Below are 22,082 nucleotides of genomic sequence, written 5' to 3'. Positions count from 1 at the left end.
CAGGAGTATCCCGACATGAACGCCAGCTTCACCGCCCTGCGACAGGCATTCGCCAGCGCCCGTCACGAGCGCAAGGCCCGCCACCGCGACATCGCCAGCGCCCTGAGCATCTCCGAGGGCGAGCTGCTCGCGGCCCACGTCGGCGCCTTCGACGACGGCGAATCGCCGCTGCGCGCGCGCCGCCTGCGCGCCGAGTGGCAGGACCTGATCGCCGCGATCGAGCCGCTGGGCCCGGTCATGGCGCTGACCCGCAACGAGTCCTGCGTGCACGAGAAGGTCGGCGTCTACGCCGACGCCAGCGCGCAGGGGCCGCAGCGCCTGGTCGGCCTGGTGCTGGCCGGCGCCATCGACCTGCGCATCTTCTACAGCCACTGGCGCCACGGCTTCGCCGTCGCCGAGGCCCTGTCCGACGGCGCGATCCAGCGCAGCCTGCAGTTCTTCGACGCCGCCGGCCACGCCATCCACAAGATCTTCCTGAAGCCCGAGAGCGACCTGGCCGCCTACGAGGCGCTGGTCGAGCGCTTCCTGTCGACCGAGCAGCAGCCCGGCCTGGAGACCGCCGACGCCTGGCAGGACCCGGCCGAGCCGGCGGACGACTCGGTCGACGTGGCGGCCTTCCGCTCGGAATGGGCCTCGCTGCGCGACACGCATGACTTCTTCGGCCTGCTCAAGCGTCACGGCCTGAGCCGCACCCAGGCGCTGCGCCTGGCCGACCCGCGCTTCGCGCAGGCGCTGCCGCTGTCGAGCGCGCAGGAGCTGCTCAGCCGCGCGGCCCAGGAAGGCGTGTCCATCATGGTCTTCGTCGGCAACCCGGGGATGATCCAGATCCACAGCGGCCCGGTGCACAAGGTCGCGATGATGGGCCCGTGGATCAACGTGCTGGATCCGGGCTTCAACCTGCATCTGCGCGAGGACCACATCGCCTCCGCCTGGCTGGTGCGCAAGCCCACGGTGGACGGGCTGGTGTGCTCGCTGGAGCTGTTCGACGCGCAGGGCCGCACGATCGCGATGATGTTCGGCGAACGCAAGCCCGGCCAGGCCGAGCGCTGCGACTGGCGCAACCTGCTGGAGAGCCTGGTCGAAGGGGCGCCGGAGGCCGTGCCGTGCTGAGCCGCCGCCACCTGCTCGCGATGGCGCCGGCCGCGGCGCTGCTGCCGGTGGTCGTGCCGGCCCGGGCCGCCGCCCGCCGCGTCATCAGCGTCGGCGGCGCGCTGACCGAGCTCATCTATGAACTGGGCGCGCAAGGCGAGCTGGTCGGCGTGGACAGCACCTCGCTGTACCCGGTCGCCGCGACCCGGCTTCCCAACGTGGGCTACGCGCGCACGCTGGCCGCCGAGGGCCTGCTGTCGCTGGCGCCGACGATGATCGTCGCGACCGAGGAAGCCGGTCCGCCCGCGGTGCTGCGCCAGCTGGAGACAGCCAAGGTGCCGCTGCACGTGCTGCGCGCCGAGAACCGCTTCGAAGGCGTGATCGAACGGACCCGGACGCTCGGCGAGCTGCTGGGCCGCCAGACGCAAGCCGCGGCGCTCGTCCAGCGCCTGCAGACCGAATGGGCTGCGAGCCGCCAACTGGTGACGCAGGTCGCCGCCGGCCACCGCGCGCCGCGCGTGATCTTCATCCTGTCGAACGCCGCCAACCAGGCGCGCATCGCGGGGGGCGGCACCGGCGCGGACGCCATGATCGGCTACGCCGGCGGCGTCAACGCGCTGGGCGACGCGCAGGGCTACAAGATGCTCGCGCCGGAATCCGCGATCGCCGCGGCCCCGGACGTAATCCTGGCGACGTCGCAAGGCGTCGAGGCCAGCGGCGGCATCGACGGGCTGCTCAAGCTGCCCGGGCTGGCGCAGACGCCGGCCGGCCAGCAGCGCCGCGTCGTCGTCATGGAGACGATGACGCTGCTCGGTTTCGGGCCCCGCACGCCGCTGGCGCTGAAGACGCTGGCGCAGGGGCTGCACGCGCCCGGCGGCAAATCCGTGTGAGCACGCTCGGTTCCACCCTGCCCGCGCCGCGCGATCGCGCATCGCGCCGCGCCTGGTCGCGCCCGGCCTTGCTGTCGCTCGCGCTGGCGATCGCGGTGGTCGTGGTGGTGCAGTTCGGCGCGGTCCCGATCGCGTTGGCCGACTGGTTCAACGGCCCGTGGAGCGACGCGCCCAAGACGGGCGGCGCGCATGTGCTGTGGCAGCTGCGGCTGCCGCGCATCGGGCTGACGCTGGCGGTGGGCGCTTCGCTGGGACTGGCCGGCGCGCTGAGCCAGGCGCTGTTCCGCAACCCGATGGCCGAGCCCAGCCTGCTGGGCGTGACCAGCGGCGCGGCCGCGTCGGTGGCGCTGACGCTGACCGTCTTCGCCAGCCTGCACGCGGTGATCCCGCCGGAGGCGCGCCTGTGGCTGCTGCCGCTGGTGGGGTTCGCCGGCGCGCTGTCGGTGTGCTTCGCGCTGGAGCGCCTGTCCCGCTGGCTGGCGCCGGGCTCGATCGCGGCGCTGCTGCTGTGCGGCCTGGCCTTGCAGGCGATGGCCTTCGCCATCGTGGGCCTGTGCAGCTTCATCGCCAACGACGAGCAGCTGCGCGCGATCAACTTCTGGACGCTGGGCTCGCTGGCCGGCGCCAACTGGACCATGGCCGCCGTGATGGGCGGCGCGCTGCTGCTGCTCGGCATCGTGGCCTGGCGCATGGCCCCGCGCCTGAACGCGCTGGCGCTCGGCGAGGCGGCCGCGGCGCACGTCGGCATCGAGGTCGACAAGCTCCGCCTGCGGGCGATCGCGATCGTCGCGCTGCTGTCGGCGCTGGCCGTCGCCTGGTGCGGCAGCATCGGTTTCATCGGGCTGATGGCGCCGCACCTGGCGCGCCAGCTCGTCGGCTCGGACCAGCGCCATGTGCTGCCCAACGCGATGCTGTCGGGCGCGCTGCTGCTGGTCGTCGCGGACGCCTTCGCGCGCACGCTGGCCGTTCCGGCGGAGATCCCCGTCGGCGTGTTCAGCGCGCTGATCGGCGCGCCCTGGTTCCTGTTCCTGCTGCGTGGCGCGGTGCGCCGCATGGGGAGTGCGTGATGAGCGCCTTGCTGACCTTGCAGGACGTGCGCGTGTCGCTGGGCAGCGCCGCCATCGGCCCGCTGAGCTTGCGGCTCGAGGCCGGCGAGCGCGTCGCCATCCTCGGTCCCAGCGGGGCCGGCAAGTCCACGCTGCTGCGCCTGATCGCGCGGGAGCTCAAGTCCGGTGCCGGCACGCTGAGCTTCGCAGGCCGGCCGCTGTCGAGCTGGACCTCGGGCGATCTCGCGCGCCGCCGCGCGGTGCTTCCGCAGCAGCACGGCGTCGCCTTCGGGCTGCCGGTGGAACTGGTGGTCGCGCTGGGCCGCGTCGCGCGACAGGGCGACGGCCGCCAGGAGAGCATCGTCCGCGAGGCCCTGGTCCAGGCCCAGGCCGAGCACCTGACCGGCCGCCGCTTCGACACGCTGTCCGGCGGCGAGCAGGCCCGCGTGCAGCTGGCCCGTGTCTTCGCGCAGGCCTGGGACGCGCGCGACGGTCTGCTGCTGGTCGACGAGCCGGTCGCCGCGCTGGACCCCGGCTTGAGCCTGTCGCTGATGGCCTCGATGACGGACTTCGCGAACCGGCGCGGGCACGCGCTGGTCGCGGTGCTACACGACCTCAATCTGGCGCTGAATCATTTCGACCGGCTCTGGCTGATGAAAGGCGGGCGCCTGATCGCCGACTGCGACGCGCTGCCGGCCACGCTGCCCCTGCTGGAGCAGCTCTACGACACGCGCCTGCGGCTGCTGCGCGACGAGCACGGCCTGGCGATCCTGCCGATGATGGCCGGGGCGATCGGCGCGACCGACCGTGGCGGCGCCATCGAAGGCGGCGGCACGGCCGGCCCACGACCCGCGGGCGCGATCTCACGCGCCGAGGGCGGTGACCACCGCGTGGAGTCGAGACCGTGAATCGCTCCGGCGCGCGGTGGACCGGCTGGGCGGTGACGGGTGGCGTCCACGCGGCGATGCTGCTCGCCCTGGCGAGCGCCTTCGCCCCGACGCGCGCGCCCCTGCCCGGTTCGGTCCCGATCAGCGCGCGACTGCTGCCGCCGTCGGCGAAGACGGCCTCGGTGGCGACCGCCATGGCGCCGTTGCTCGTCGCCCTGCCGCCCTCGGCACTGAGGGTCCCGCCCTCGCCGGACATTCCCCCACCGACCGTGCAGATCACGACCGCGCCATCCGTCGCCCCGCCCCTTTCGCCCGCGACGCCGTCGCCGCGCTTCGACGCGCCCACGGCGGCCGGTGCCGATGCCGCGCCGTCACCGCAGATCACGCCGGCGCCGATGACCTCCGCGATCACGGTCGCTTCATCGAGCACGTCCCCGCCCCCGTCACCGATCGCCGCCCCGGCGGCGCGCCCCTCGGCCGACTCGCCCGCGGCCTTCCCCGCCGACCACCAGGTCTGCAGCGACCGCCAGACCGCGCGCCACTACCCCGCCCTGCTGCGTGAGCGCGGCATCCAGGGTCAGGTGTTGCTGCGGGTGAAGGTCGATGCCGACGGCCGCGCGGCCGAGGTGATCGTGGCCGGCGGCAGCGGCTGGCGGCTGCTGGACGAGGCGGCGCGCCGCGTCGCCGAGTCCTGTCCCTATCTCCCGGCCCGTCGGGGCGATCAGAAGCTGGTCAGCTGGGTCGAATACCCGGTGCGCTTCGCGCTCCAGCCGTCCACCTTGCAGTAGGAGTCCGACGCCATGTGCGACAAGCCTTCCCCCCTTTCGCTGACCGATCTGCTGGCACGCGCGGACGCACCGCGCTCCTCCGGCGGCGCGTCGGTGTTCGCGTCGGCCGCCAACGCGCTGACAAATCCGGCGGCGCCCTTCGGCGAGGTGCCGGCCGTGCCCGCCGCGGTCGCGGGCCTGCCGATGGCGCAGGCCCTCGCGCGCGGGAACGGCCGTGCGGGGACCGCGAGCGGTGTCACGGCCGCCGGTGTCGGTGCGGGCGCGGACCTCGATGGCGGAGGCGGCGCCACGCCCACGAGCTACTCCGCGACCGGCGGAGCGCCCGCCGACGAGACCCCGGTGCATCGCGGCTCGCGCCGCCGACGGCTGTGGGAGCTCCCGTCGCAGGCCCTGTGTCCGGTGATCGGCGTGTGCCTGCCGATGCCGGTGCTGCGGCGCAAGCTGGGCAAGGCGCTCGGTGGCCAGGCGCTGGCCAACGACTACGAGCTGCACTGCGGCGCGATCAACGAATGCGCGCGCCGCAGCGGGATCTCCGAGATGCTGCAGAAGGAGCTGGACCAGCGCTACGCGATGGCGATGCGCCAGTCCTCCCAGCACAAGACCGCCGAGGCGCTGACGCGGTGGTGGACCGCCGCGCTGCAGGGCAACGACGTCGCCGGCGCGCTGTGGGGCGCGCTGACGCATGCGCGCTGCGACGCCGCGCTGCAGGAGCAGGTGCTGCGGGACATCCACATGCTGCAGCACCAGGTCGGGTCGGCCAACCGGGCCGACCTGCAGCGCATGGAGGAGCTCGCGGACGAGAACGCCGTGCTGGGCCGCGAGCTGGCCCAGGCGCAGTCGCGCAGCACGCGGCTGCTCGCCGAACGGGCGCGGGAGCTGGAGCAGTCCCAGGCCGAGTGCCTGCGCCTGCGCGGCGAGCTGATGGCGCGCGACACGCTGGCCGCCGGGCTGCGCGACGAGATGCAGCAGCTGGAGGAGAGCATCCCCGGCCTGCGTCATCGCCACGAGCAGGCCCGCCAGCTCCAGGCGCAGCAGGAGCGCATCCATCAGCTGGAGCGCGCGCTGCTGGCCTCGCGCCAGCAGGAGGAGCGCGGGCAGCGTCGCGCGGACGACCTGCAGGCGGCCCTGTCCCAGAGGGAGCAACAGCAGGCGCGCCTGGCGCAGCGCCTGGAGGCCACGCCCGCGACCGAGGCGAGCCTGCCCTCGCTGGACGAGCGCTCGGTGCTGTGCGTCGGCGGCCGGCCGGCGGTGGTGCCGATCTACCGCCAGCTGATCGAGCGCACCGGCGGCCGCTTCCTGCACCACGACGGCGGCGAGGAGGACGCGGTGGCCAAGCTCGATGCGAGCCTGGCGGCGGCGGACCTGGTGATCTGCCAGACCGGCTGCATCAGCCACGACGCCTACTGGCGCGTGAAGGACCACTGCAAGCGGCACAACAAGCAGTGCGTCTTCGTCGACAAGCCGAGCGCGAGCAGCCTGCGCCGGGCGCTGGGATCGCTGGAAAGTGACGAGGCGGTGGCCGACGGCTTGTCGCAGGCCACGCGCGAGGACTGAAGGCCCGCGGCGGGCGCGGCGGGCATTGCCGATGACGGCGTCATCGTTCAGGCGCGCTGAACGTGACGAGGCCGTCAAGCCGGCGTTTCGTCCTCCGCCAGCAATCGCCCGAACATCAGCTTCACCAGCAGCAGGCCCGCGCCGGCGGCGGCCACCAGGGCCGCGTGCAGCAGCCAGAACTGCGAGCCCGGCAGGACTTCCAGCAGGCCGGCGAGCCAGCCGACGAACAGGTTGCCGAAGAACAGGTGCAGGTAGTAGATGCCGATCATCACGCCCTGCAGTCCGCGGGGCGACGCGCGCGAGTACAGCGCCAGGCCGACGGGGAGGATGTTGGCGAAGCCGATGTCGTTGACCAGCGTGTAGGCGAAGGTCCACAGGATGCTGATCTTGGCGCCGCCCGCCTCGAGCGACATCGCCGGGATCAGCAGCAGCGCCGGGGCGCCTGCGGCCACGAAGCAGCCGAGCGCCATCTTGGCGACCTCGTCGGGCTCGCGGCGGCGGGTGGACCACCACTTCCAGAACGCGATCGAGCCGAGCATGGTCAGGAAGCTGACGGTCGCGTCGACGGACTGCAGCCAGGTCACGGGCACGGTGAAGCCGCCGACGACCATGTCCATGTACTGCTGCGACCACAGCGGATAGGCGTTGTTGAACTGCTGATTGCCGACGATGGACAGCATCAGCAGCGGCAGGATGGCGACGAGCAGCACGACCTGCATCACGCCACGACGGCCGATGGGCGGCTTGGCGACGGCCTCGGTCTTGGCGGCGCTCTGGGGTTCCGGCGGCAGGAAGCGGCGGCCGGCCAGGTAGACGAACAGGCCGATCAGCATGCCCACGCCGGCGGCGCCGAAGCCCCAGTGCCAGCCCACGCGCTCGCCCAGCGTGCCGCAGACGATGGGCGCGGCGATGACGGCGACCTGCACCGCCAGCATGAAGATCTGGAAGGCGCTGGCGCGGCGCTTGTCGTCCGGACCGTACAGGTCGCCCACCTGGGCGGCGATGTTGCCCTTGAAGCAGCCCACGCCCAGCAGCAGACAGCCCAGGGCGGGCAGCAGCGCGGCCTCGATGGCCATCAGGAAGTGGCCCGCCGCCATCAGCAGCGCGCCGATGACGACGGTCCTGGTGCGTCCGAGCACGCGGTCGGCGAGCAGGCCGCCGAAGATGGGCGTGAGGTAGACGAAGCCGGTGTAGAGGCCGAAGACGACCGAGGCCAGCTGCTGCGTGGACCGTGAGCCGGTCACGCTCTCGATCATGGCGCGCAGCGGGTCCATGCCGGCGACGACGCCGATGTGCTCGGGCATGAACAGGTAGTTGCTGAGGTAGAGCACCAGCAGCGCCTGCATGCCGTAATAGGAGAAGCGCTCCCACAGCTCGCAGAAGGCCAGCCAGCCCAGGCCGGCGGGGTGTCCCAGGAAGGACTTGTCGTGGCGGGCGCGCAGGTCGCTCGTGGCGTCGACGGCCGCGGAGAGGGGGACGGTGGTCAAGGGGAGTCCTGTGGAAGACAAGGATCCCGCGACTGTCGCTCAGCGCGAAAGGCCGGGCAATGCGAGATCGCCCTGTAGCGCACAGTCAGCGCGGGTCGTCGCTTGACCGCTCCTGGTCACGTGCGGTTGACGTCCCTGCGATCCCACACGGCGTGCACGGTGAGCCATCGCCGGTATGGCGTTGGTCACCTCACCCTTGCGCAGGGACATGGAAATCGATGATGGCCCCCGGCTCTTGCGGATCGAATCGTCCGTCATAGCGCTCGAAATCGGGGCCGTCCACCACCGCCCGGCCCGACGCGGGAATGAGCGCTCCCCAGATCGTCGCCATGGCCTGCTTCACCTGAGGGTGGACGGCTCCGCCGTTCAACGTGATGCGGAAGACCAGCCCAACTCCCCACCTGTCCTTCAAAGGGCAGGCGGCCGATCAGCGCTGACCAGAGCTGCGGGATCTGCGCCTTGGAGCTGTCGTCGAATCGACGTGAAGGGCCGGCGACGCGGAATGCGGGCAGCGTCACGAGGTCGGGCAACTGCAAGACGTTGGCACTGCGTTCGAGGGGTTCTGACATGGGGAACTGACCTTCCAGAGGAGCAACGGCAAAGCCGGTGCGAAAGCGCCCAGGCGATACGCCGAAAAGCCGTTTGAAGGCCCGCGTGAATGCTTCCTGGGAATCGAAACCACAATCGAGCGCCAATTCGACCAAGCGGAGGTCGGGCTCCAGGGAGAGACGCCGAGCCCCTCGCACCAGGCGCCGCGCGCGCACATGCGCCATGACGCTGCGGCCCAGGCGCGCGGTGAACAGACGCGAGAAGTGGTACGGAGACAGGCCCACCTGCGCCGCGATCTGCTCCAGGGTCAAGGGGTGGTCAAGCTGCTGCTCGATCCAGCGCAAGAGCTGGAGGAACGGATCGGTGGAGGTCGCGGTGCGGTGGTCCATGTCGGCATCATCGCCATCGAGCGATGACCTGTCCTGACCGTTCTTGCTCCCGGCCGCCGTCAGGGCGCGAGGTCGTTCTCGGCCTTCTCGGCGATGTCCTCGAAGGAGAAGTCCTTCCCCAGTTCGCCGGGGCAGTACATCACCAGATGCGCCGTGCCATCGCTGGTCTGACCGCACTGGTCAATGGTGTCCTTGTCGTGAACGCTCATGGGGTAGCTCAGGTTGAAGAACGGGAAGGGGGACGGGCATCACCGGGTCAGGCCGCGCGTTGCCGAGATTGATAGATGACTTTGAACTGCTCACAAGCGAGCAACATCCTCTCGTCAAACCGTCGTCCGGCTCTTTCGCATTCACGCTCGAAGTACCGTTGATGGTTCTCACGCCAGTAGGCGAGCGACCCATCGCCCTCACCCTCAACGGCGGCAAACTCCGCGGTGACCTCGTTGTAGGGAACGATATCGACGGCTTGTGTCTCAATGATGCAGAGCGGTCGACCTGACCAGGCGGTGACGATGCTGAGGTCGCCCGGCCTGGGGATTCGTATCCCCTGATCCTCATACGACCACAACGAGCCGGCGGTTGCACGCTTGACGCCGCGCAGCACCAGATCGGCCAGTTCGTCGGCAAGCTGCTCGCTATCGCCAAAGAGGCAGACGTCGTAGTAGCGGCCCTGATCGACCGCCCCTGTGGCAAGCAGGAACTCGTTCCAGAACGGAAGAAGGTGTGAGGGGACTGACATGTGTTGGGTTGTGGCCTGGCGCCAAGGGACTGTGTCGAGGCAGTGTCGGAGACCTGGGCGAGCAGGCCGGAAGAAAGCAATTCAGGGCGCACCGAATTCAACAGCGTCAACGATGAGTACTTCGTTGTCCGCGTTGGGGACTACAGCAAGAACGGCTTCGTCTTGTTCTGGAACAGCGGTATGTCGCCGCCCGGATGGGTGATGGAGGAGTAGCCCGTGGCCAACCAGAAGCCGACAGCCTTAAGCTGGTGGCAGTCGACACATCCACGCGATGTCGGCGCGAAGGTTCGACACTGGCCCATTGGAGGAACGGCACGTGCAAGCGTTTGAGGTCTGCCCTCGTTGTTCCCACGAGTTCCCGGCTCGCAAAGCCATCGTCTCTGGCGGCATGCGATTCGGGTACTACCGTCTGCACGACAAGGGACCGGTGGTCTGCTGCCCTCATTGCCTGCATGTCTTCAAACCAGAGACCCTTCGACTCTTTGGCTTCTTGCATCCTGACGCCATGCGCTGGATCGTCCCCGTGCTGTTGACACTCTGCTTCGCGGTCGCCTTCTTCCACAAGAACTGGGGCTGAGCGTATGGAATCAGCGTCATCGCTACGGTGGCGTCGAAGACCGCGATGCCCGTGAGCCGCAGGCCGATGCCCTCCATTCGAAGACCACCGCTGTTGAACGACCTGTCGTCAGCCTGAAGAAGCGTCCTCAACAGACGAGCGGTGCCGCCTTGCTCCGCGCCATCGCTGTCAGATCTCGCGACGGAACACGCGGTTGCCGTATCTCTGACCTTCGATCACGTGGACCGTCTCGCCGATGTCGGTGTAGCCGCGTCGAGCATAGAAGTCGCGTGCGCGTTGATTGCCGTCCCACGCCCGCAACCACAGCGCGGACGAGCCCGTGGACTTGGCGACATCCTCCGCCGCGGCCAGCAGTCGCGTTCCCGCCCTCGCACGCTGGAAGGCGGGCTGCACGTAGAGGCGGACCAGGTCGGCACCGCCGCTCGTTGTGCCGAGGCATGGCGGAGCAAGGACGTCGACCTCCGCGAAGCCGATGAGCGCCGCCTCGATCTCGGCGAGCACGAAATGGCAGCCGGGGCGATGGACCCGCTCCAGGAATGCTTCGGGCGAGTAGTTGCGAAATACCTCGCGGGCGAGATCGGGGCGAATGCCTTGCGTCGCGTACGTGTCGAGAAATACCTGGATGGCCAGCGCCGCAATGGGCGTGGCATCCTGCGGCGCTCCCGGCCGCAGATGAAGCAGTTCGTGCATGCCCGGGAATATAGGGCTGCGGCTGCCGACTTGCTGTGGTCGGTTCGCTCCAGGCTGGGAGCGTGCGACCGCGCTCACCATTCGAGCCAGCACACAAGGGTGGCAAGGGCCAAGATCAGCGCGCACCAAGCGGTGACGACGACCCAGCGCCGCCAGAAGTCCGCGGGGCCATGGGCTCGCCGAAGCACCTTCCCGGTCGCGGTGCGGATCTCCCCGAGCTTCAACGCCCAGAGTGGAATCTGCGCGCATGCGCTCAGCCAGATCACCCAGATGAGCGCAATGGCGGGACGGCGCATCGCGCCCGCCGGGAGGCCGAAGGTCATGGCGGCAAACGTCGAGATGAGCGCGAGGGAGATGCTGCACAGGCCTGCCCGCTGGAAGTCCGTCATCACCCCCCACACACCTCTCAGGCGCAGGAGAGCGGTTGGCAGGGTTCGCCAGGTCCACGCCGTCAACATCACCAGAAAGACCAGCAGCACGGCATGCCCGAAAGTGCTCACGATCACCAGGCCGGGCGAGTCGGCCCAGGTGTAGGAACGTCCTGTCGGCACCTTGCTGAACTCGGTCATGCGTCCGTCCAGAAGCAAGGACAACACGATGGCGCCATACAACGCGGAAATTCCGGCGAGAAGCGCCGTACATATCCAGGTGATGAGGCGAGCAAGTCTCATGGTTCGGGACGACGTGTTGCGAGCAGCGCGGCAGCCGCCCGATCAGGAGCCTTGACGCGCCTGCTTCCTCGGACCGGCCGGGTCCGTGGAGAACACGCTCTCATGCAAGGCTTGGAGGACCACCACATCCAGCGAAGCGTTGGGTTCACGGCGCCAAGCGTCCATGGTGTTCATGCTTGACCGAGGATCAGCAGGCAGCAAGCCCGCTTGAGGGGATTGGAGATCATGTGATGTCAGCGACTCGATGTCTTCGTTGGGCGCTCGTCCCGATCGTGCAGCGCGTTGATGAGCAGGTTGATGTCCTTCACCTCACCCAGCGCCTCGCCCGTAGACGAACACGCAAATCTCCGCATCGAGCTGCTCGCGCAGCAGCGGGACGACGGTGGCCTTGTTCGCGACGAAGAAGGTCCAGGCCTCGTCCATCTGCTGGTTGTAGCGCGCGATGGCGCCGTCGTCCGACGTCGCCTGCACGGCCCGCAGCGCGACGAGATGCTCCAGGGCCTTCTGGTCCGCCGCCGCCGCCGGAGCGACAAGCGGCATGGCCGCCGCGACGCAGGCCAGACAGGCGACGCGCGCGCGCCTCGCCCATCTGCCGCTGATGGAATTCCCTTGCCGCATGTCCTCCGCCCATCGGTCTGTTTCTAGTGGGCGGGATCTTCTCATGCCGGCCTTTCCGGCGATGACCCGGTGTCGGCTCAGCGCGTGGTGAATCGATAGACGTTGTCGGTCTCGACGAAAGTCGCCGTCACGGACTGCTGCAAGGGGACGAAGGTCTCGCCCTTCAGGGCGAAGGCGTCGAACGTGACGCCCTCCGGCGCCGGCGCGCTCTTGGGCCAGCGGTAGCTCACGCGATGGAAGCCGATGCCCTGCTCGATCCGCGTCAGGCCCTGGCAGCTCGCGAACAGGCTGGGGAGCTCGAACCGCTTCGCGGCCGCGCCGTACGGCTGCGTGATCAGCGTCACCCGCACGTGGCGGACCGCCGTGCCGCTGGCACTGCCCGGCACGCCCTCGACGCACACGGCGTCGTCATTCGCATAGACGGTGGCCGACCGCCCCAACGCCGGGGCCAGGTCTTCACCCTCGAATCGCTGCGCCCGGGATGCCGGGAACCGGCGGCCGTCGATCACCGCGTCCGGACCGGTGAGCTGCAGCACATGAGGCTTGCCCTGCGCGGTCCATTTCCAGAAGTCGCCCGCGGGCTCGCCCAGTCCGGACGGGCTGCGCTTGCGCGCGTCCTCCGCCTTGAACAGCGGATCGGGCAGCGTCGCGTAGAAGGCCTCGTAGCCCTCGAAGATCCGCGGCGCGTCGCCCGCGTCCGCGTTGGCGCAGGCGGTCACGCCCGCGACCGCCAGGGCCAGAACACCTCGAACCTGCCACTTCGTCATGCGTCTCACCGATAAGCCTTCCCGCCCGTGGCGGTGACGTAGTCCTCGGGGTGGGTCCAGAAGATGGTGGACCCATGCGCGGCGGTCGACACCCAGATGGCGGTGTACCGCCCCCGCTCCTTGGTGTTGACCAGCACGCCCTTCTTCATCGCGGTCCAATAGGTGACGACTTCCTCGTTCGTCGTTTCCTTCACGCCGAAGATATTGTGGGACGGATCGCCGAAGCGGAAGCCGTCCTTCACCTTCGGGTGGTTCTTGTAGTTGGTCTTGAAGTCCTTGCCGTCCCACCAGTACCCGCCGTTGGCCGGATCGGTGCCGCGCTGCGCGAGCGCATTCTCCGCGGCCTGACGGGCCAGCTTCATGCCGGCGTCGGCCTCGATGGCGGCCTCGGTCGCGGTCATGAACTGGCCGTAGCGGGCGTTGCCGTCCTTGACGGCGTAGGTGTAGTTGGGGTCGGCGGTCAGGAGCTGGTCGACCGTCTTTCCTCCCCAGGCGCGGCACCGGTTCGCGACGGCCCAGGCGATGCCGCCGATCTCGTCCGCGTCATTGGCGGTGGACGCCTCGCCATAGGCGATGGCCGCCAGCTTGCGCGTCTGCGCGTCCAGCGGCTTGGCCTTGGCTTCGTTGGTGACGCAGGTGGCCCCGGGCGGCGTCGAGCGCTGCAGGCACATCGTGCCCTTGTCGATCCGCGGGGTGTTGGTGTCGAGTCCGAGGGGTCCGGGAGGCTGAGCGGGCACGGCAGTAGGTCCAGCTGGGGGAAATTCAGCTTAAACCGCGGGGAGACCGGGGGACCAGTGACTTTGGTTCATCCGGCCAGGAGCGGTGATTCCTCTCGCCCGAGGGGCAGCCCTCAGCCCAATCCCCCCACGCACAGGTACTTCGTCTCCAGGAGCTGCCGTCGCAGACGAGGCATCGGGTGGGCGATTGAACCTCGCCGGCCCGATCAGGGCTCGTCCGACCCGAGCGCCTTCCCCGCGAATTCGAGGTTGAAGACCCCCCTCTTTCCCCAGTCTCTGTGGACAACTCTGTTGGCAGACCTAGGGCCGGCATTGCAACGCGTTGATTCGTATGGGAACTGTTTCAATTGCCTGGAAATAAGGCAGTGCTGAACCGCCTCACCGCGGAGACTCGGGCCATCCCCAAGTTGTAGCAATATCTACGATGATGTTATAGATTCAACCACCATGAGATGGTTGCTGCTCGTCCTTTCCCTTCCCACCGAGAGTTCGGCCGCGCGCATGCGCGTGTGGCGAGCGCTCAAGGCCTGCGGCGCGGCGGTGCTTCGCGACGGCGTGTACCTGTTGCCGAACTCCGAGGACCGGGGCGAGGTCTTCGAGGCCGTCGCGTCGGATCTTCGCCAGAGCGGCGGGACAGCGCATGTGCTGCTCACGGAAGGAAGCGGGGCCGAGTTCGAACGACTGTTCGTTCGCACCGAAGAGTTCGGCGTCTTGCTCAAGGAGATCGTCGATGCAAGGTCATTGCTGACCGAGGACCAGGCGGCCGAAGCCATGAAGCAGGGGCGCAAGCTTCGCAAGTCGCTGGACCAACTGATCGCGATCGACTTCTTCCCCGATGAGGCCCAGCGCCAGGCGCGTGAGGCGCTGGACGAGTACGAGCGCCAGGCGGGTCAGCTTCTGGCGCCCGACGAACCGCACGCTGCGCAGCAGTCTCTCGCGTTGCTGGATCCCGCGAACTACCACGGGCGCCAGTGGGCGACCCGGGCCCGGCCGTGGGTGGACCGGATGGCCAGTGCCTGGCTGATCCGGCGCTTCATCGACCCCGAGGCCCGTTTCCTGTGGCTGAAGTCGCCCGCCGACTGTCCGAAGAAGGCGCTGGGCTTCGACTTCGACGGCGCGACCTTCACGCATGTGGGCGCACGGGTGACCTTCGAGACGCTGCTGGCCTGCTTCGGATTGGAGACACCGGCGCTGCGTCGCCTCGGTCTGCTGGTGCACAGCCTCGACGTCGGTGGCGTTCAACCGCCCGAAGCCGCGGGCGTGGAGCGCGTGCTGGCTGGCATGCGTGACGCCATCCTCGATGACGACCAGTTGCTGCAGGTCAGCGCCGGCGTCTTCGAGGGCCTGCACACCGCCTTCCAGAACACGAAGGACAACCCATGACCTCCGATGCCGTCGCACTGGAACGCCCGCGCTACTCGCTCTGGCAGATGGTTCGTTACATGCTGGCCTTGGGCACCTGGGGCTTCGGTGGCCCGGTCGCGCTCGTGGGCTTCATGTACCGGGACCTGGTGGAGCGCCGCGGATGGATCACGGAGGCCAATTACAAGGAGGGCATGGCGCTGGCGCAGTTGATGCCCGGCCCGCTGGCGGCCCAGCTGGCGATCTATCTCGGCTACGCCCACTACCGCCTGGTCGGCGCGACGCTGGTGGGGATCGCCTTCGTCCTGCCGTCTTTCGTGATGGTCGTGGCCCTTGGCGCGGTCTATACGGCGTTCGGGGGCATCGGGTGGATGCAGGCGGTGTTCTACGGCGTCGGCGCCGCGGTGATCGGGATCATCGCCACGAGCGCCTGCAAGCTGACCACGAAGAACATCGGTAGCGACAAGCTGCTGTGGGTGATCTTCGTGATCAGCGCTGCCGTGACGGTGATCACCAAGTCCGAAGTGGTCTGGCTGTTCCTCGGTTCCGGTGTGCTGGTGTGGCTGCTGCGCGCGCCGCCGAAGTGGTCGGGCGGGACGATGCACAGCCTTGCCGCGCCACTGGTGGCGTTCTTTGCGCTCGACACGTTGGACGGGCACAAGCTCTGGCAGATCGGGGCCTATTTCGCCTATGCGGGCAGCTTCGTCTTTGGCAGCGGACTGGCGATCGTTCCCTTCCTGTACGGCGGCGTCGTGCAGGAGCATCACTGGCTGACGGATCGGCAATTCGTCGATGCCGTGGCGGTGGCCATGATCACCCCCGGTCCGGTGGTCATCACCACGGGATTCATCGGCTACCTCGTCTCCGGGTTCTGGGGGGCCGTCGTGGCGGCGGCGGCCACCTTCATCCCGTGCTACTTCTTCACCGTGCTGCCTGCGCCCTACTTCAAGAAGCATGGCAAGCGGCCCGGCATCGTGGCCTTCGTCGATGGCGTGACGGCCGCGGCCATTGGCGCGATCGCTGGATCGGTGGTGGTGATCGGTCAGCGGTCGATCACCGATCTCGCCACGGCGGCGATGGCGTTGCTGACAGCAGCCGTGCTCTGGCGCTTCAAGAAGCTCCCCGAGCCGGTGGTTGTCGCCGTGGCAGCCATCGCGGGACTTCTGCTCTATCCGCTGGCGACATCGCGATGATGCCTATGGCGCCAGCAGCGGACTCATCTGCACCGCGTTGGCCTCCGCACCCGCCAGGCACGTCACCTGGGGTTCCCAGAACGATGCCGAGGGGTCCGGGCCGCAGAAGGCGCCCGCCGAGTCGCCCGCGAAGACCGAGAGCCCTCCCGACATCACGAGGATCCCGGTCAAGGTGGCGGCCCAGACCAGCACCGGCCAGGCGCCCGCCCCACGACGCAAGCTCGCCCAGAAGGAGTGGCCGACCTGAGCTTGGTGGACGCGTGGCATGGGGGCTCCTTCCTCGTCGGTCGTGAGGCTCACCGCCGACTCGGCGCACCGGGGAATGCGCGAGGGCTCGCCGACGCCATGCGGATCAGGGCGTCAGGCCTCGAGGACGCCAGCGTTTCATGGGGACTTGGGGCCGTCCATCCCTACAAGCGGACAGGTCCTGCTTGAACAGAGGTGCAGCGTCGAGGGGCCGGCCGCTGGCTCACCCGGGACACGGCGCGTCCAGGATTCGTCGTGCCAGCGCAAGAAACTGAGGGGCGTCGAGCCGGGGGATCTTGTCTCCAGGCACCGCACGCGTGTCAAATTTGTGCACGATCACCATGCCGCGTTTCGGCACGACAAGCAGAAACTGCCCGAAATATCCCCAGGCAAAGTACGAGCCAGCCAGTGGCGAGTCCTGTGTTTCCTGTGGGATCCACCAGAGGTAGCCATAGTCGATGCCTTTGCGGGCAACGTGGGGAGGGTGCATCTCGGCGGCGCGTGTCACTGGCGTGGTGATCGTCGTCGTCCAGTCGGCCGGGACGAGTTGCCGGCCATTCCAAGCGCCGTGCCCAAGCATCAATTCGCCGACACGCGCCATGTCTCGCGCCGACAGGTGGAAGTGGTATGCGAGATGAATAGAGCGGGTAGCGTCGCCGCTTCGATGCTCCCGCTCGATGCGGAAGTCCTCCAGGCCCAGCGGGGTGGCGATGTCCTCGGCGAAGGCCTGGTAGATGTCGCGTCGCGTGAGCTGCTCGTAGATGTCGCCCGCTGCGTTGAAGTCCCAGTTGTTGTAGAGGAAGTAGCTGCCCGGTCGTTGCGATCCCCGAGGTGGCGCCGCGGCGCTGTCATCGCCCGTATTGGCGGCGGCATGGTAGACGCCAGAGCGGGCCGTGAGCAGGTCGCGGACACGCGCTTCCCTCTCGATGGGCAGCAGGCCCCCGAGGTCGTCGACGCCGAGCGTCGCGAGCGTGTCATCCAGACGGATCTTCCCTTTTTCGACGGCTGCGCCATAGAGCATCGCGAGAAGGCTCTTGCGCGCCGAGTGGATGATCGTCGCGTGGTCGACCGGTCCGAATCGAAAGACGACGTCTTTGCCATGTACGGCCATCAGCGTGGTCGTCGGCGAGCGGTCGAGATCAACCCGCAGCGCGTCGAGCGTCGCGCGACAAGCCGCGGATTGCGGGCTCTGATCGCGCCACCAGGTCGATTCAGGCATCGGGTCGGCGGCGAGCGGCGCGGATGCGCAGCCCGTCAACGCTGCGGCCGCGACCAGCAGACAGAGCCTTCGCGGGATGGCTGGAGATGGCAAACGAATGAGCACGGTTGGGGTTGCGATGGCTGGGTACGGAAGATCCTCACCTGCATTGATTGCCCCAATGTTTCGGCCAGTCCACAGGACGCTGTGGTGGCCTTCGCGTGCCTCGGTTTGCGAAGGGGGACGACTTGGTCTGCTTGCCGAGAGCAATACGGCTCGTGGCGGATCTTGACGCAGTGGTCCGCAGCATCGCGTGGGAGTCACCGCGCTCCAGGATGCGAAGACAAATGCCGGAAGAAAGACTCACATCGATTCGGCCGCCACCCTCCTATCCTTGCGCTGCACGCGATGCCACCGTGGCGGCGCGAATCAAGGGGATGCAGATGGCCGCCGATCAATCAGGACGACGTCAAGCCATGACTTGGAGAGAGGCAGCCCACCGCCACGCGCGGAGCACCGCCCTGTCGATGGCGTTCATGGTCCTGGCGTCGACGTCGGCCGAGGCCGCGCCCCCTGTCGACACGACCTGGGCGCTTCTCTACGTCGGGCGATCGACCAACGAAGCGCGATGGGATCCGCGGATGGATGCCACCTTGCGCGCCCTCCTCCCGCGCGAAATTCTCAAGCCGGTCCAGACGAACCTCTCCGGACCGCCCGGCCCGGTGCTCGGAGCGGGGCCTTCGCTCGCCCTTTCCGCTTGCCGATCGCATGACTGCGGGTCCAAGGCCTTCCTGTGGCTCGACACCGACCACGGCGCGGCGGTGGCTGCCACGGCGTCCTGCGACCTGCAACGGATCGGCACCTCCTGGAAGTGGCGCAACTGCGCCCTGTCCATCGGCTCTCGCGCCTACGCCGCCGAGCATGTCCCCGCGCCGGCGCTGCAGGCCTTGCAGGCGTGGCTCGTCGAGGAAGACATGACCGTCGGCACCGCCGCGTTCATCGGCGCGACCCACCGCCGCACGGCATGGGACCCGTCGCTCTACCTCGCGCCGCCACCGTATCAACCGACCGCCGCAGGTCCCGGCTTCGATTGCTCGGCAGCGGCCTCCGAGGCCGACAAGGCGGTCTGCGCCGAGCCCGTCTTGTCCGGACTCGATCTGCAACTGCACGAGCTTTACGGGCAGGTTCGCCGGGGCACGGCCACGGAGCCGGACCGGACATCCCTGGCGGCGATGCAGCAGCAATGGCGGGATCAACGCGAGATCGCCTGTCCCGAGATCGCGCGACGCGTCGACTGCCTGGAGCAGCAGTACCGGGCCCGGATCGACGCCCTGGCGCACTGGACACCCTCGCAGTAGCTTGCGATGTACGGCTGGGGCAAGAACTGACCCCACTCCCTTCTGCCAACGCGGACCTTGCAGGCTCAACCGTCGCTTGCCTCTATCCTTGGCTCCGCTCGGCCCCACGAGCCGACGACAGCAACAGGGAGACAAGATGACACATACCGTTCGACGCGGCGTGATGCCGTTGCTCGCGCTGACACTGGCTTCCGCCGCGCTGCTGAGCGCCTGCGGCGGCGATGACCCCACCGACGGCGGACCTCCCGCCAGCTTCACCTACTCCGCCGAGATCCGCCGCACCGCGATGGGCGTGCCGCACATCAAGGCGGCCGACTGGGGCGGCGTGGGCTATGGCTACGGCTATGCCCAGGCACAGGACGACCTGTGCACCATCGCCAACTCGATGCTCACCTTCCGCGGCGAGCGCTCGCGCTACTTCGGCGCGGATGCGGTGATCCCCTTCCAGAGCACCATCGGCCAGCCGAAGAACCTCGATGCCGACTTCTATCACCGGCATGTGCTCAACGACGACGTCATGCAGCGCCTGATCGCCGCGCAGCCGGACCGGCTCAAGCAGGTCGTGGCGGGCTATGCGGCCGGCTACAACCGCTACGTGCGCGAGATCAAGGCCGGCGGCGACGCCACCGCCCACACGGCCTGCCGCGGCGAGGACTGGGTCAAGCCACTGACCGACACCGATGTCTTCCGGCGCATGTACGCGGCGCACTTCGCGGCCGGCTACAGCAACTACCTGGTCCAGATCGCCAACGCCACCGCGCCGGTCACGGCGATGACCTCGATGGCGTCGCCAGGGGCGCCATCCGCGGGCCAGCGCCCTCGCCTCGCGAAGGCCACACGCCTGGCCATCGCCAGCGACCGGCTCCCGAGCTTCGAGGTCGGCGGCAAGGAGGGCGTCGGCAGCAACATGATGGGCTTCGGCACGGCGGCCACCGGCGACAGCAGCCCGCTGCTCTTCGGCAATCCGCATTGGTACTGGCGCGGCCCGGATCGCTTCTACCAGGCGCAGTTCACCATCCCCGGGGAGCTCAACGTCTCCGGCACTTCATTCCTGGGCGTGCCGGTGATCCAGATCGGCCACACCAACGACGTCGCGTGGAGCCACACCGTCTCCGCGGCGCGGCGCTATGGGCTGTTCCAGTTGTCGCTGGTGCCCGGCGATCCCACGAGCTACCTGCGCGACGGCGCGCCGGTGAAGATGACCGCCCGCTCGCTGATCGTGCCGGTCAAGCAGGGCGACGGCACGGTGATCAACGTGACGCGGACGCTCTACGAGTCGCAGTACGGGCCCATCGTGAACCTGGGCGCCTTGAACCCGGCGCTGGGCTGGAACGCCAACACCGCCTTCGCGATCCGGGACATCAACGCGGCCAACTTCCGCGTGTTCCGCGTGTGGCTGCGATGGAGCCAGGCCCGCTCGCTCGACGAGCTCGCCGCCATCCAGCGCGAGGAATCCTCGATTCCCTGGGTCAACACCGTCGCTGTCGCTCGCGGCAGCAGCCAGGCCTGGTACGCCGACATCGGCGCGGTGCCCAACGTCTCACCCGCCCAGATGGCGAGCTGCGCCACGCCGCTGACGATGGCGCTCAGTGCCGCGCTGCCGCGCACGCCGGTGCTCGACGGCTCCAAAAGCAGCTGCGACTGGCTCACCGACGCCGACTCCAAGCAGCCCGGCGCGATCGGCACCTCCCGCATGCCCAGCCTGCTGCGCGACGACTATGTGCTCAACAGCAACGACAGCTACTGGCTGAGCAACCCGGCCGCGCCGCTGACCGGTTTCTCCGACCTGATGGGCCCCGCCGGCACGGCGTCGCTGAGCCTGCGCACGCGGCTGGCGCACCTGCTCGCGCAAGGACGGCTCGCGGGCACCGACGGCTATGCGGGCAACAAGGCCACCAGCGACACGGTGCGCGCGATGGTGCTGAACAGCCGCGCGCTCAGCGCCGAGCTGATGAAGGACCAGGCGCTCGCGCTGCTGTGCGCGCCGCCCACGCCGATCAGCGTCACCACCGACACGGCCACCGGCGAGACCTTCAATCCGGCGCGCAGCGTCGATCCCACCGAGGCGTGCGCGGCGCTGCAGGCCTGGGACAACAAGGGCCTGATCGCGTCGCGCGGCGCGCATGTCTGGGATGAGTTCTGGTCACGCGCGGCGCGACTGCCGGAGACGTCGCTGTACGCGGTGCCGTTCAGCGCGGCGGATCCGGTCAACACCCCGCGCGACCTGAACGCGGCCGCGGTGGCGACCTTGAAGCAGGCCTTCGGCGCGGCGATCCTGCGCATCCAGGCCAGCGGCTACGCGCTGACCGCCACGCGTGGCGAGACGCTGTTCGCACCGCGCGGCAGCGAAAGGATCCCGCTGTTCGGAGGCTGCGGCACGCAGGGCTACTTCACGATCGCGTGCTCGCCGACCCGCATCGATCAGGGGGGCTACACGCTGGACACGGCAACCAGCGCCAACAGCTACCTCCAGGTCGTGCGCTTCCTCGCCGAGGGCGTCGAGGCCTACACCTTCCTGACCTTCTCGCTCTCGGACGATCCGGCGTCGACGCATTACAGCGACTACACGCGGGCCTACAGCGCGGGGCAATGGCAACGGATGCCGTTCTCCGAGGCCGAGATCGCGAAGGATCCGGCACTGACCACGAAGACGATCAGCGAGTGAAGGAAGAACGCCCGGCGATGCCGGGCGTTCCTTGATGGGGGAGTCACCGATGGAGGCAGGCAGGCGCCCCGTCAGCCGGCGTCTGGCCAGCAGACGGCCAGGATGCCCGTGACCACCGCCCCGGAGAGAAAGCAGACAAGCATCCGTTTGGCGACCACCATTTGGCGCGAAGACTCCTTGGCACTGAACACCCCTTCCGACTTCAAGGGCCGGCTTCGTCCAATGACGAGGAAGTACGCCGGGAGCAGGAAGAAGAACAGGGCGGACGCCAAATGCAGCAGGTTGCTCTGCAGCTCGCTGAGTCCTGGACGCGCGTCCATCCAACTCCCGGAAAGCGAAATCCACAACCCGAACCAGGCGCCGGCGACCGCTGCTGTCTTCAGACTGGGTTGGAATTTCATGGTTGAAGTGCTCTCCCGATAGGGTCGTGGGGTAGCGGCAGCGAATCAAAGTACGCTGGAGCCGGAGTCCGGTGCTTCTCGCTGCCGGAGTTTTGCAAATGCGTGGCAAGTTTCTACTTGGCTTAGTCGTCATTCTGGCGAGTCTCGGCCTCATCTGGCTTCACTCGCCCTTCAAGGCGCC

22 protein-coding genes are annotated in these 22,082 nt (G+C 68.7%); 10 read left to right on the top strand and 12 right to left on the bottom strand.

The window, feature by feature from the left end:
- Window positions 1-15: 15 nt before the first annotated feature.
- Genes MCHT01_RS21405 through MCHT01_RS21380 form a run of 6 tightly spaced genes read left to right on the top strand, consistent with a single transcriptional unit; the run spans window position 16 to window position 6,254 of the window.
- Window positions 16-1,110: a hemin-degrading factor gene (locus MCHT01_RS21405; RefSeq protein WP_067068500.1), complete on the top strand. Its 1,095-nt coding sequence runs from the start codon at window positions 16-18 to the stop codon at window positions 1,108-1,110.
- Window positions 1,104-1,979, top strand: coding sequence for a heme/hemin ABC transporter substrate-binding protein (locus tag MCHT01_RS21400; protein ID WP_245643504.1), 876 nt, complete (start codon window positions 1,104-1,106; stop codon window positions 1,977-1,979). Before MCHT01_RS21405 ends, MCHT01_RS21400 begins: the two co-directional genes overlap by 7 nt.
- The gene (locus MCHT01_RS21395; protein ID WP_245643502.1) at window positions 1,976-3,046 is read left to right on the top strand and encodes a FecCD family ABC transporter permease; all 1,071 of its coding nucleotides are present in this window, start codon (window positions 1,976-1,978) and stop codon (window positions 3,044-3,046) included. The genes MCHT01_RS21400 and MCHT01_RS21395 overlap by 4 nt, the downstream gene beginning before the upstream one ends.
- A complete protein-coding gene (locus MCHT01_RS21390; RefSeq protein ID WP_084453166.1) occupies window positions 3,046-3,933 on the top strand; it encodes an ATP-binding cassette domain-containing protein in 888 nt (295 codons plus the stop codon). Before MCHT01_RS21395 ends, MCHT01_RS21390 begins: the two co-directional genes overlap by 1 nt.
- Window positions 3,930-4,700: an energy transducer TonB gene (locus tag MCHT01_RS21385; RefSeq protein WP_067068497.1), complete on the top strand. Its 771-nt coding sequence runs from the start codon at window positions 3,930-3,932 to the stop codon at window positions 4,698-4,700. The genes MCHT01_RS21390 and MCHT01_RS21385 overlap by 4 nt, the downstream gene beginning before the upstream one ends.
- 12 nt (window positions 4,701-4,712) lie before the next feature.
- Complete coding sequence (locus MCHT01_RS21380) at window positions 4,713-6,254, top strand: DUF2325 domain-containing protein (RefSeq protein ID WP_067068494.1); 1,542 nt, start codon at window positions 4,713-4,715, stop codon at window positions 6,252-6,254.
- 74 nt (window positions 6,255-6,328) lie between these two features.
- Here the strand turns inward: MCHT01_RS21380 and MCHT01_RS21375 are convergent, their stop codons facing one another.
- The 9 genes from MCHT01_RS21375 to MCHT01_RS21335 all read right to left on the bottom strand — a co-directional run bounded on the left by MCHT01_RS21375 (window position 6,329) and on the right by MCHT01_RS21335 (window position 13,478).
- On the bottom strand, window positions 6,329-7,741 hold the full coding sequence (locus MCHT01_RS21375; protein WP_067068491.1) for a peptide MFS transporter: 1,413 nt from the start codon (window positions 7,739-7,741) through the stop codon (window positions 6,329-6,331).
- 254 nt (window positions 7,742-7,995) lie between these two features.
- Window positions 7,996-8,679, bottom strand: a complete 684-nt coding sequence (locus tag MCHT01_RS21370) for a helix-turn-helix domain-containing protein (protein WP_218017929.1) — start codon at window positions 8,677-8,679, stop codon at window positions 7,996-7,998.
- A gap of 59 nt (window positions 8,680-8,738) precedes the next feature.
- Window positions 8,739-8,888 carry a hypothetical protein gene (locus MCHT01_RS26910; RefSeq protein WP_169806187.1) on the bottom strand — a complete coding sequence of 50 codons (150 nt, stop codon included), beginning with the start codon at window positions 8,886-8,888 and terminating at the stop codon, window positions 8,739-8,741.
- Between the two features lie 47 nt (window positions 8,889-8,935).
- Entirely contained in the window at window positions 8,936-9,418 is a 483-nt protein-coding gene (locus MCHT01_RS21365; RefSeq protein WP_067068490.1) for an ASCH domain-containing protein, read from the bottom strand.
- 745 nt (window positions 9,419-10,163) lie between these two features.
- Window positions 10,164-10,685 carry a GNAT family N-acetyltransferase gene (locus MCHT01_RS26905; protein WP_067068485.1) on the bottom strand — a complete coding sequence of 174 codons (522 nt, stop codon included), beginning with the start codon at window positions 10,683-10,685 and terminating at the stop codon, window positions 10,164-10,166.
- Between the two features lie 74 nt (window positions 10,686-10,759).
- Entirely contained in the window at window positions 10,760-11,254 is a 495-nt protein-coding gene (locus MCHT01_RS26900) for a hypothetical protein (protein ID WP_218017928.1), read from the bottom strand.
- A 411-nt stretch (window positions 11,255-11,665) separates the two neighbouring features.
- On the bottom strand, window positions 11,666-11,896 hold the full coding sequence (locus MCHT01_RS21345; RefSeq protein ID WP_067068479.1) for a hypothetical protein: 231 nt from the start codon (window positions 11,894-11,896) through the stop codon (window positions 11,666-11,668).
- A 155-nt stretch (window positions 11,897-12,051) separates the two neighbouring features.
- Window positions 12,052-12,741 carry a hypothetical protein gene (locus MCHT01_RS21340; protein ID WP_067068477.1) on the bottom strand — a complete coding sequence of 230 codons (690 nt, stop codon included), beginning with the start codon at window positions 12,739-12,741 and terminating at the stop codon, window positions 12,052-12,054.
- Window positions 12,742-12,746: 5 nt separating this feature from the next.
- Window positions 12,747-13,478 (bottom strand): hypothetical protein, encoded by a 732-nt coding sequence (locus tag MCHT01_RS21335; protein WP_245643500.1) that lies wholly within the window; start codon window positions 13,476-13,478, stop codon window positions 12,747-12,749.
- 447 nt (window positions 13,479-13,925) lie between these two features.
- Between MCHT01_RS21335 and MCHT01_RS21330 the strand changes: the two genes are divergently transcribed.
- Window positions 13,926-14,861, top strand: a complete 936-nt coding sequence (locus MCHT01_RS21330; protein WP_084453162.1) for a chromate resistance protein ChrB domain-containing protein — start codon at window positions 13,926-13,928, stop codon at window positions 14,859-14,861.
- Window positions 14,858-16,033, top strand: a complete 1,176-nt coding sequence (locus MCHT01_RS21325; protein ID WP_067068471.1) for a chromate transporter — start codon at window positions 14,858-14,860, stop codon at window positions 16,031-16,033. The genes MCHT01_RS21330 and MCHT01_RS21325 overlap by 4 nt, the downstream gene beginning before the upstream one ends.
- Window positions 16,034-16,036: 3 nt before the next feature.
- On the opposite strand, the gene MCHT01_RS21320 is transcribed toward MCHT01_RS21325, so the two are convergent.
- Window positions 16,037-16,300 carry a hypothetical protein gene (locus tag MCHT01_RS21320; RefSeq protein ID WP_067068469.1) on the bottom strand — a complete coding sequence of 88 codons (264 nt, stop codon included), beginning with the start codon at window positions 16,298-16,300 and terminating at the stop codon, window positions 16,037-16,039.
- Between the two features lie 202 nt (window positions 16,301-16,502).
- Window positions 16,503-17,603, bottom strand: coding sequence for a serine hydrolase domain-containing protein (locus MCHT01_RS21315; RefSeq protein WP_245643499.1), 1,101 nt, complete (start codon window positions 17,601-17,603; stop codon window positions 16,503-16,505).
- Between the two features lie 401 nt (window positions 17,604-18,004).
- Here MCHT01_RS21315 and MCHT01_RS21310 point away from each other — a divergent pair, with 401 nt between their 5' ends.
- Both MCHT01_RS21310 and MCHT01_RS21305 read left to right on the top strand, forming a co-directional pair.
- Window positions 18,005-18,835: a lysozyme inhibitor LprI family protein gene (locus tag MCHT01_RS21310; RefSeq protein ID WP_169806185.1), complete on the top strand. Its 831-nt coding sequence runs from the start codon at window positions 18,005-18,007 to the stop codon at window positions 18,833-18,835.
- Between the two features lie 136 nt (window positions 18,836-18,971).
- Window positions 18,972-21,500, top strand: a complete 2,529-nt coding sequence (locus MCHT01_RS21305) for a penicillin acylase family protein (protein ID WP_067068462.1) — start codon at window positions 18,972-18,974, stop codon at window positions 21,498-21,500.
- Window positions 21,501-21,571: 71 nt separating this feature from the next.
- Here MCHT01_RS21305 and MCHT01_RS21300 read toward each other — a convergent pair whose 3' ends face one another.
- Window positions 21,572-21,901 (bottom strand): hypothetical protein, encoded by a 330-nt coding sequence (locus MCHT01_RS21300; protein WP_148661653.1) that lies wholly within the window; start codon window positions 21,899-21,901, stop codon window positions 21,572-21,574.
- Between the last annotated feature and the right edge of the window lie 181 nt (window positions 21,902-22,082).

The organism is Mitsuaria chitosanitabida ATCC BAA-476 = NBRC 102408 (genome assembly GCF_001598255.1).
GTDB lineage: Bacteria > Pseudomonadota > Gammaproteobacteria > Burkholderiales > Burkholderiaceae_C > Roseateles > Roseateles chitosanitabidus.
This window is presented reverse-complemented; position numbering and strand designations above follow the sequence as displayed.

What these genes read in the sequence shown, in the direction of transcription:
- MCHT01_RS21405 (WP_067068500.1), top strand. Translation starts at nt 16, where the DNA reads ATGAACGCCAGCTTCACCGCCCTGCGACAGGCATTCGCCAGCGCCCGT.
- MCHT01_RS21390 (WP_084453166.1), top strand. Translation starts at nt 3,046, where the DNA reads ATGAGCGCCTTGCTGACCTTGCAGGACGTGCGCGTGTCGCTGGGCAGC.
- MCHT01_RS21380 (WP_067068494.1), top strand. Translation starts at nt 4,713, where the DNA reads ATGTGCGACAAGCCTTCCCCCCTTTCGCTGACCGATCTGCTGGCACGC.
- MCHT01_RS21370 (WP_218017929.1), bottom strand. Translation starts at nt 8,679, where the DNA reads ATGGACCACCGCACCGCGACCTCCACCGATCCGTTCCTCCAGCTCTTG.
- MCHT01_RS26910 (WP_169806187.1), bottom strand. Translation starts at nt 8,888, where the DNA reads ATGAGCGTTCACGACAAGGACACCATTGACCAGTGCGGTCAGACCAGC.
- MCHT01_RS21365 (WP_067068490.1), bottom strand. Translation starts at nt 9,418, where the DNA reads ATGTCAGTCCCCTCACACCTTCTTCCGTTCTGGAACGAGTTCCTGCTT.
- MCHT01_RS26905 (WP_067068485.1), bottom strand. Translation starts at nt 10,685, where the DNA reads ATGCACGAACTGCTTCATCTGCGGCCGGGAGCGCCGCAGGATGCCACG.
- MCHT01_RS26900 (WP_218017928.1), bottom strand. Translation starts at nt 11,254, where the DNA reads ATGACCGAGTTCAGCAAGGTGCCGACAGGACGTTCCTACACCTGGGCC.
- MCHT01_RS21345 (WP_067068479.1), bottom strand. Translation starts at nt 11,896, where the DNA reads ATGCCGCTTGTCGCTCCGGCGGCGGCGGCGGACCAGAAGGCCCTGGAG.
- MCHT01_RS21340 (WP_067068477.1), bottom strand. Translation starts at nt 12,741, where the DNA reads ATGACGAAGTGGCAGGTTCGAGGTGTTCTGGCCCTGGCGGTCGCGGGC.
- MCHT01_RS21330 (WP_084453162.1), top strand. Translation starts at nt 13,926, where the DNA reads ATGAGATGGTTGCTGCTCGTCCTTTCCCTTCCCACCGAGAGTTCGGCC.
- MCHT01_RS21325 (WP_067068471.1), top strand. Translation starts at nt 14,858, where the DNA reads ATGACCTCCGATGCCGTCGCACTGGAACGCCCGCGCTACTCGCTCTGG.
- MCHT01_RS21320 (WP_067068469.1), bottom strand. Translation starts at nt 16,300, where the DNA reads ATGCCACGCGTCCACCAAGCTCAGGTCGGCCACTCCTTCTGGGCGAGC.
- MCHT01_RS21310 (WP_169806185.1), top strand. Translation starts at nt 18,005, where the DNA reads ATGGCGTTCATGGTCCTGGCGTCGACGTCGGCCGAGGCCGCGCCCCCT.
- MCHT01_RS21305 (WP_067068462.1), top strand. Translation starts at nt 18,972, where the DNA reads ATGACACATACCGTTCGACGCGGCGTGATGCCGTTGCTCGCGCTGACA.
- MCHT01_RS21300 (WP_148661653.1), bottom strand. Translation starts at nt 21,901, where the DNA reads ATGAAATTCCAACCCAGTCTGAAGACAGCAGCGGTCGCCGGCGCCTGG.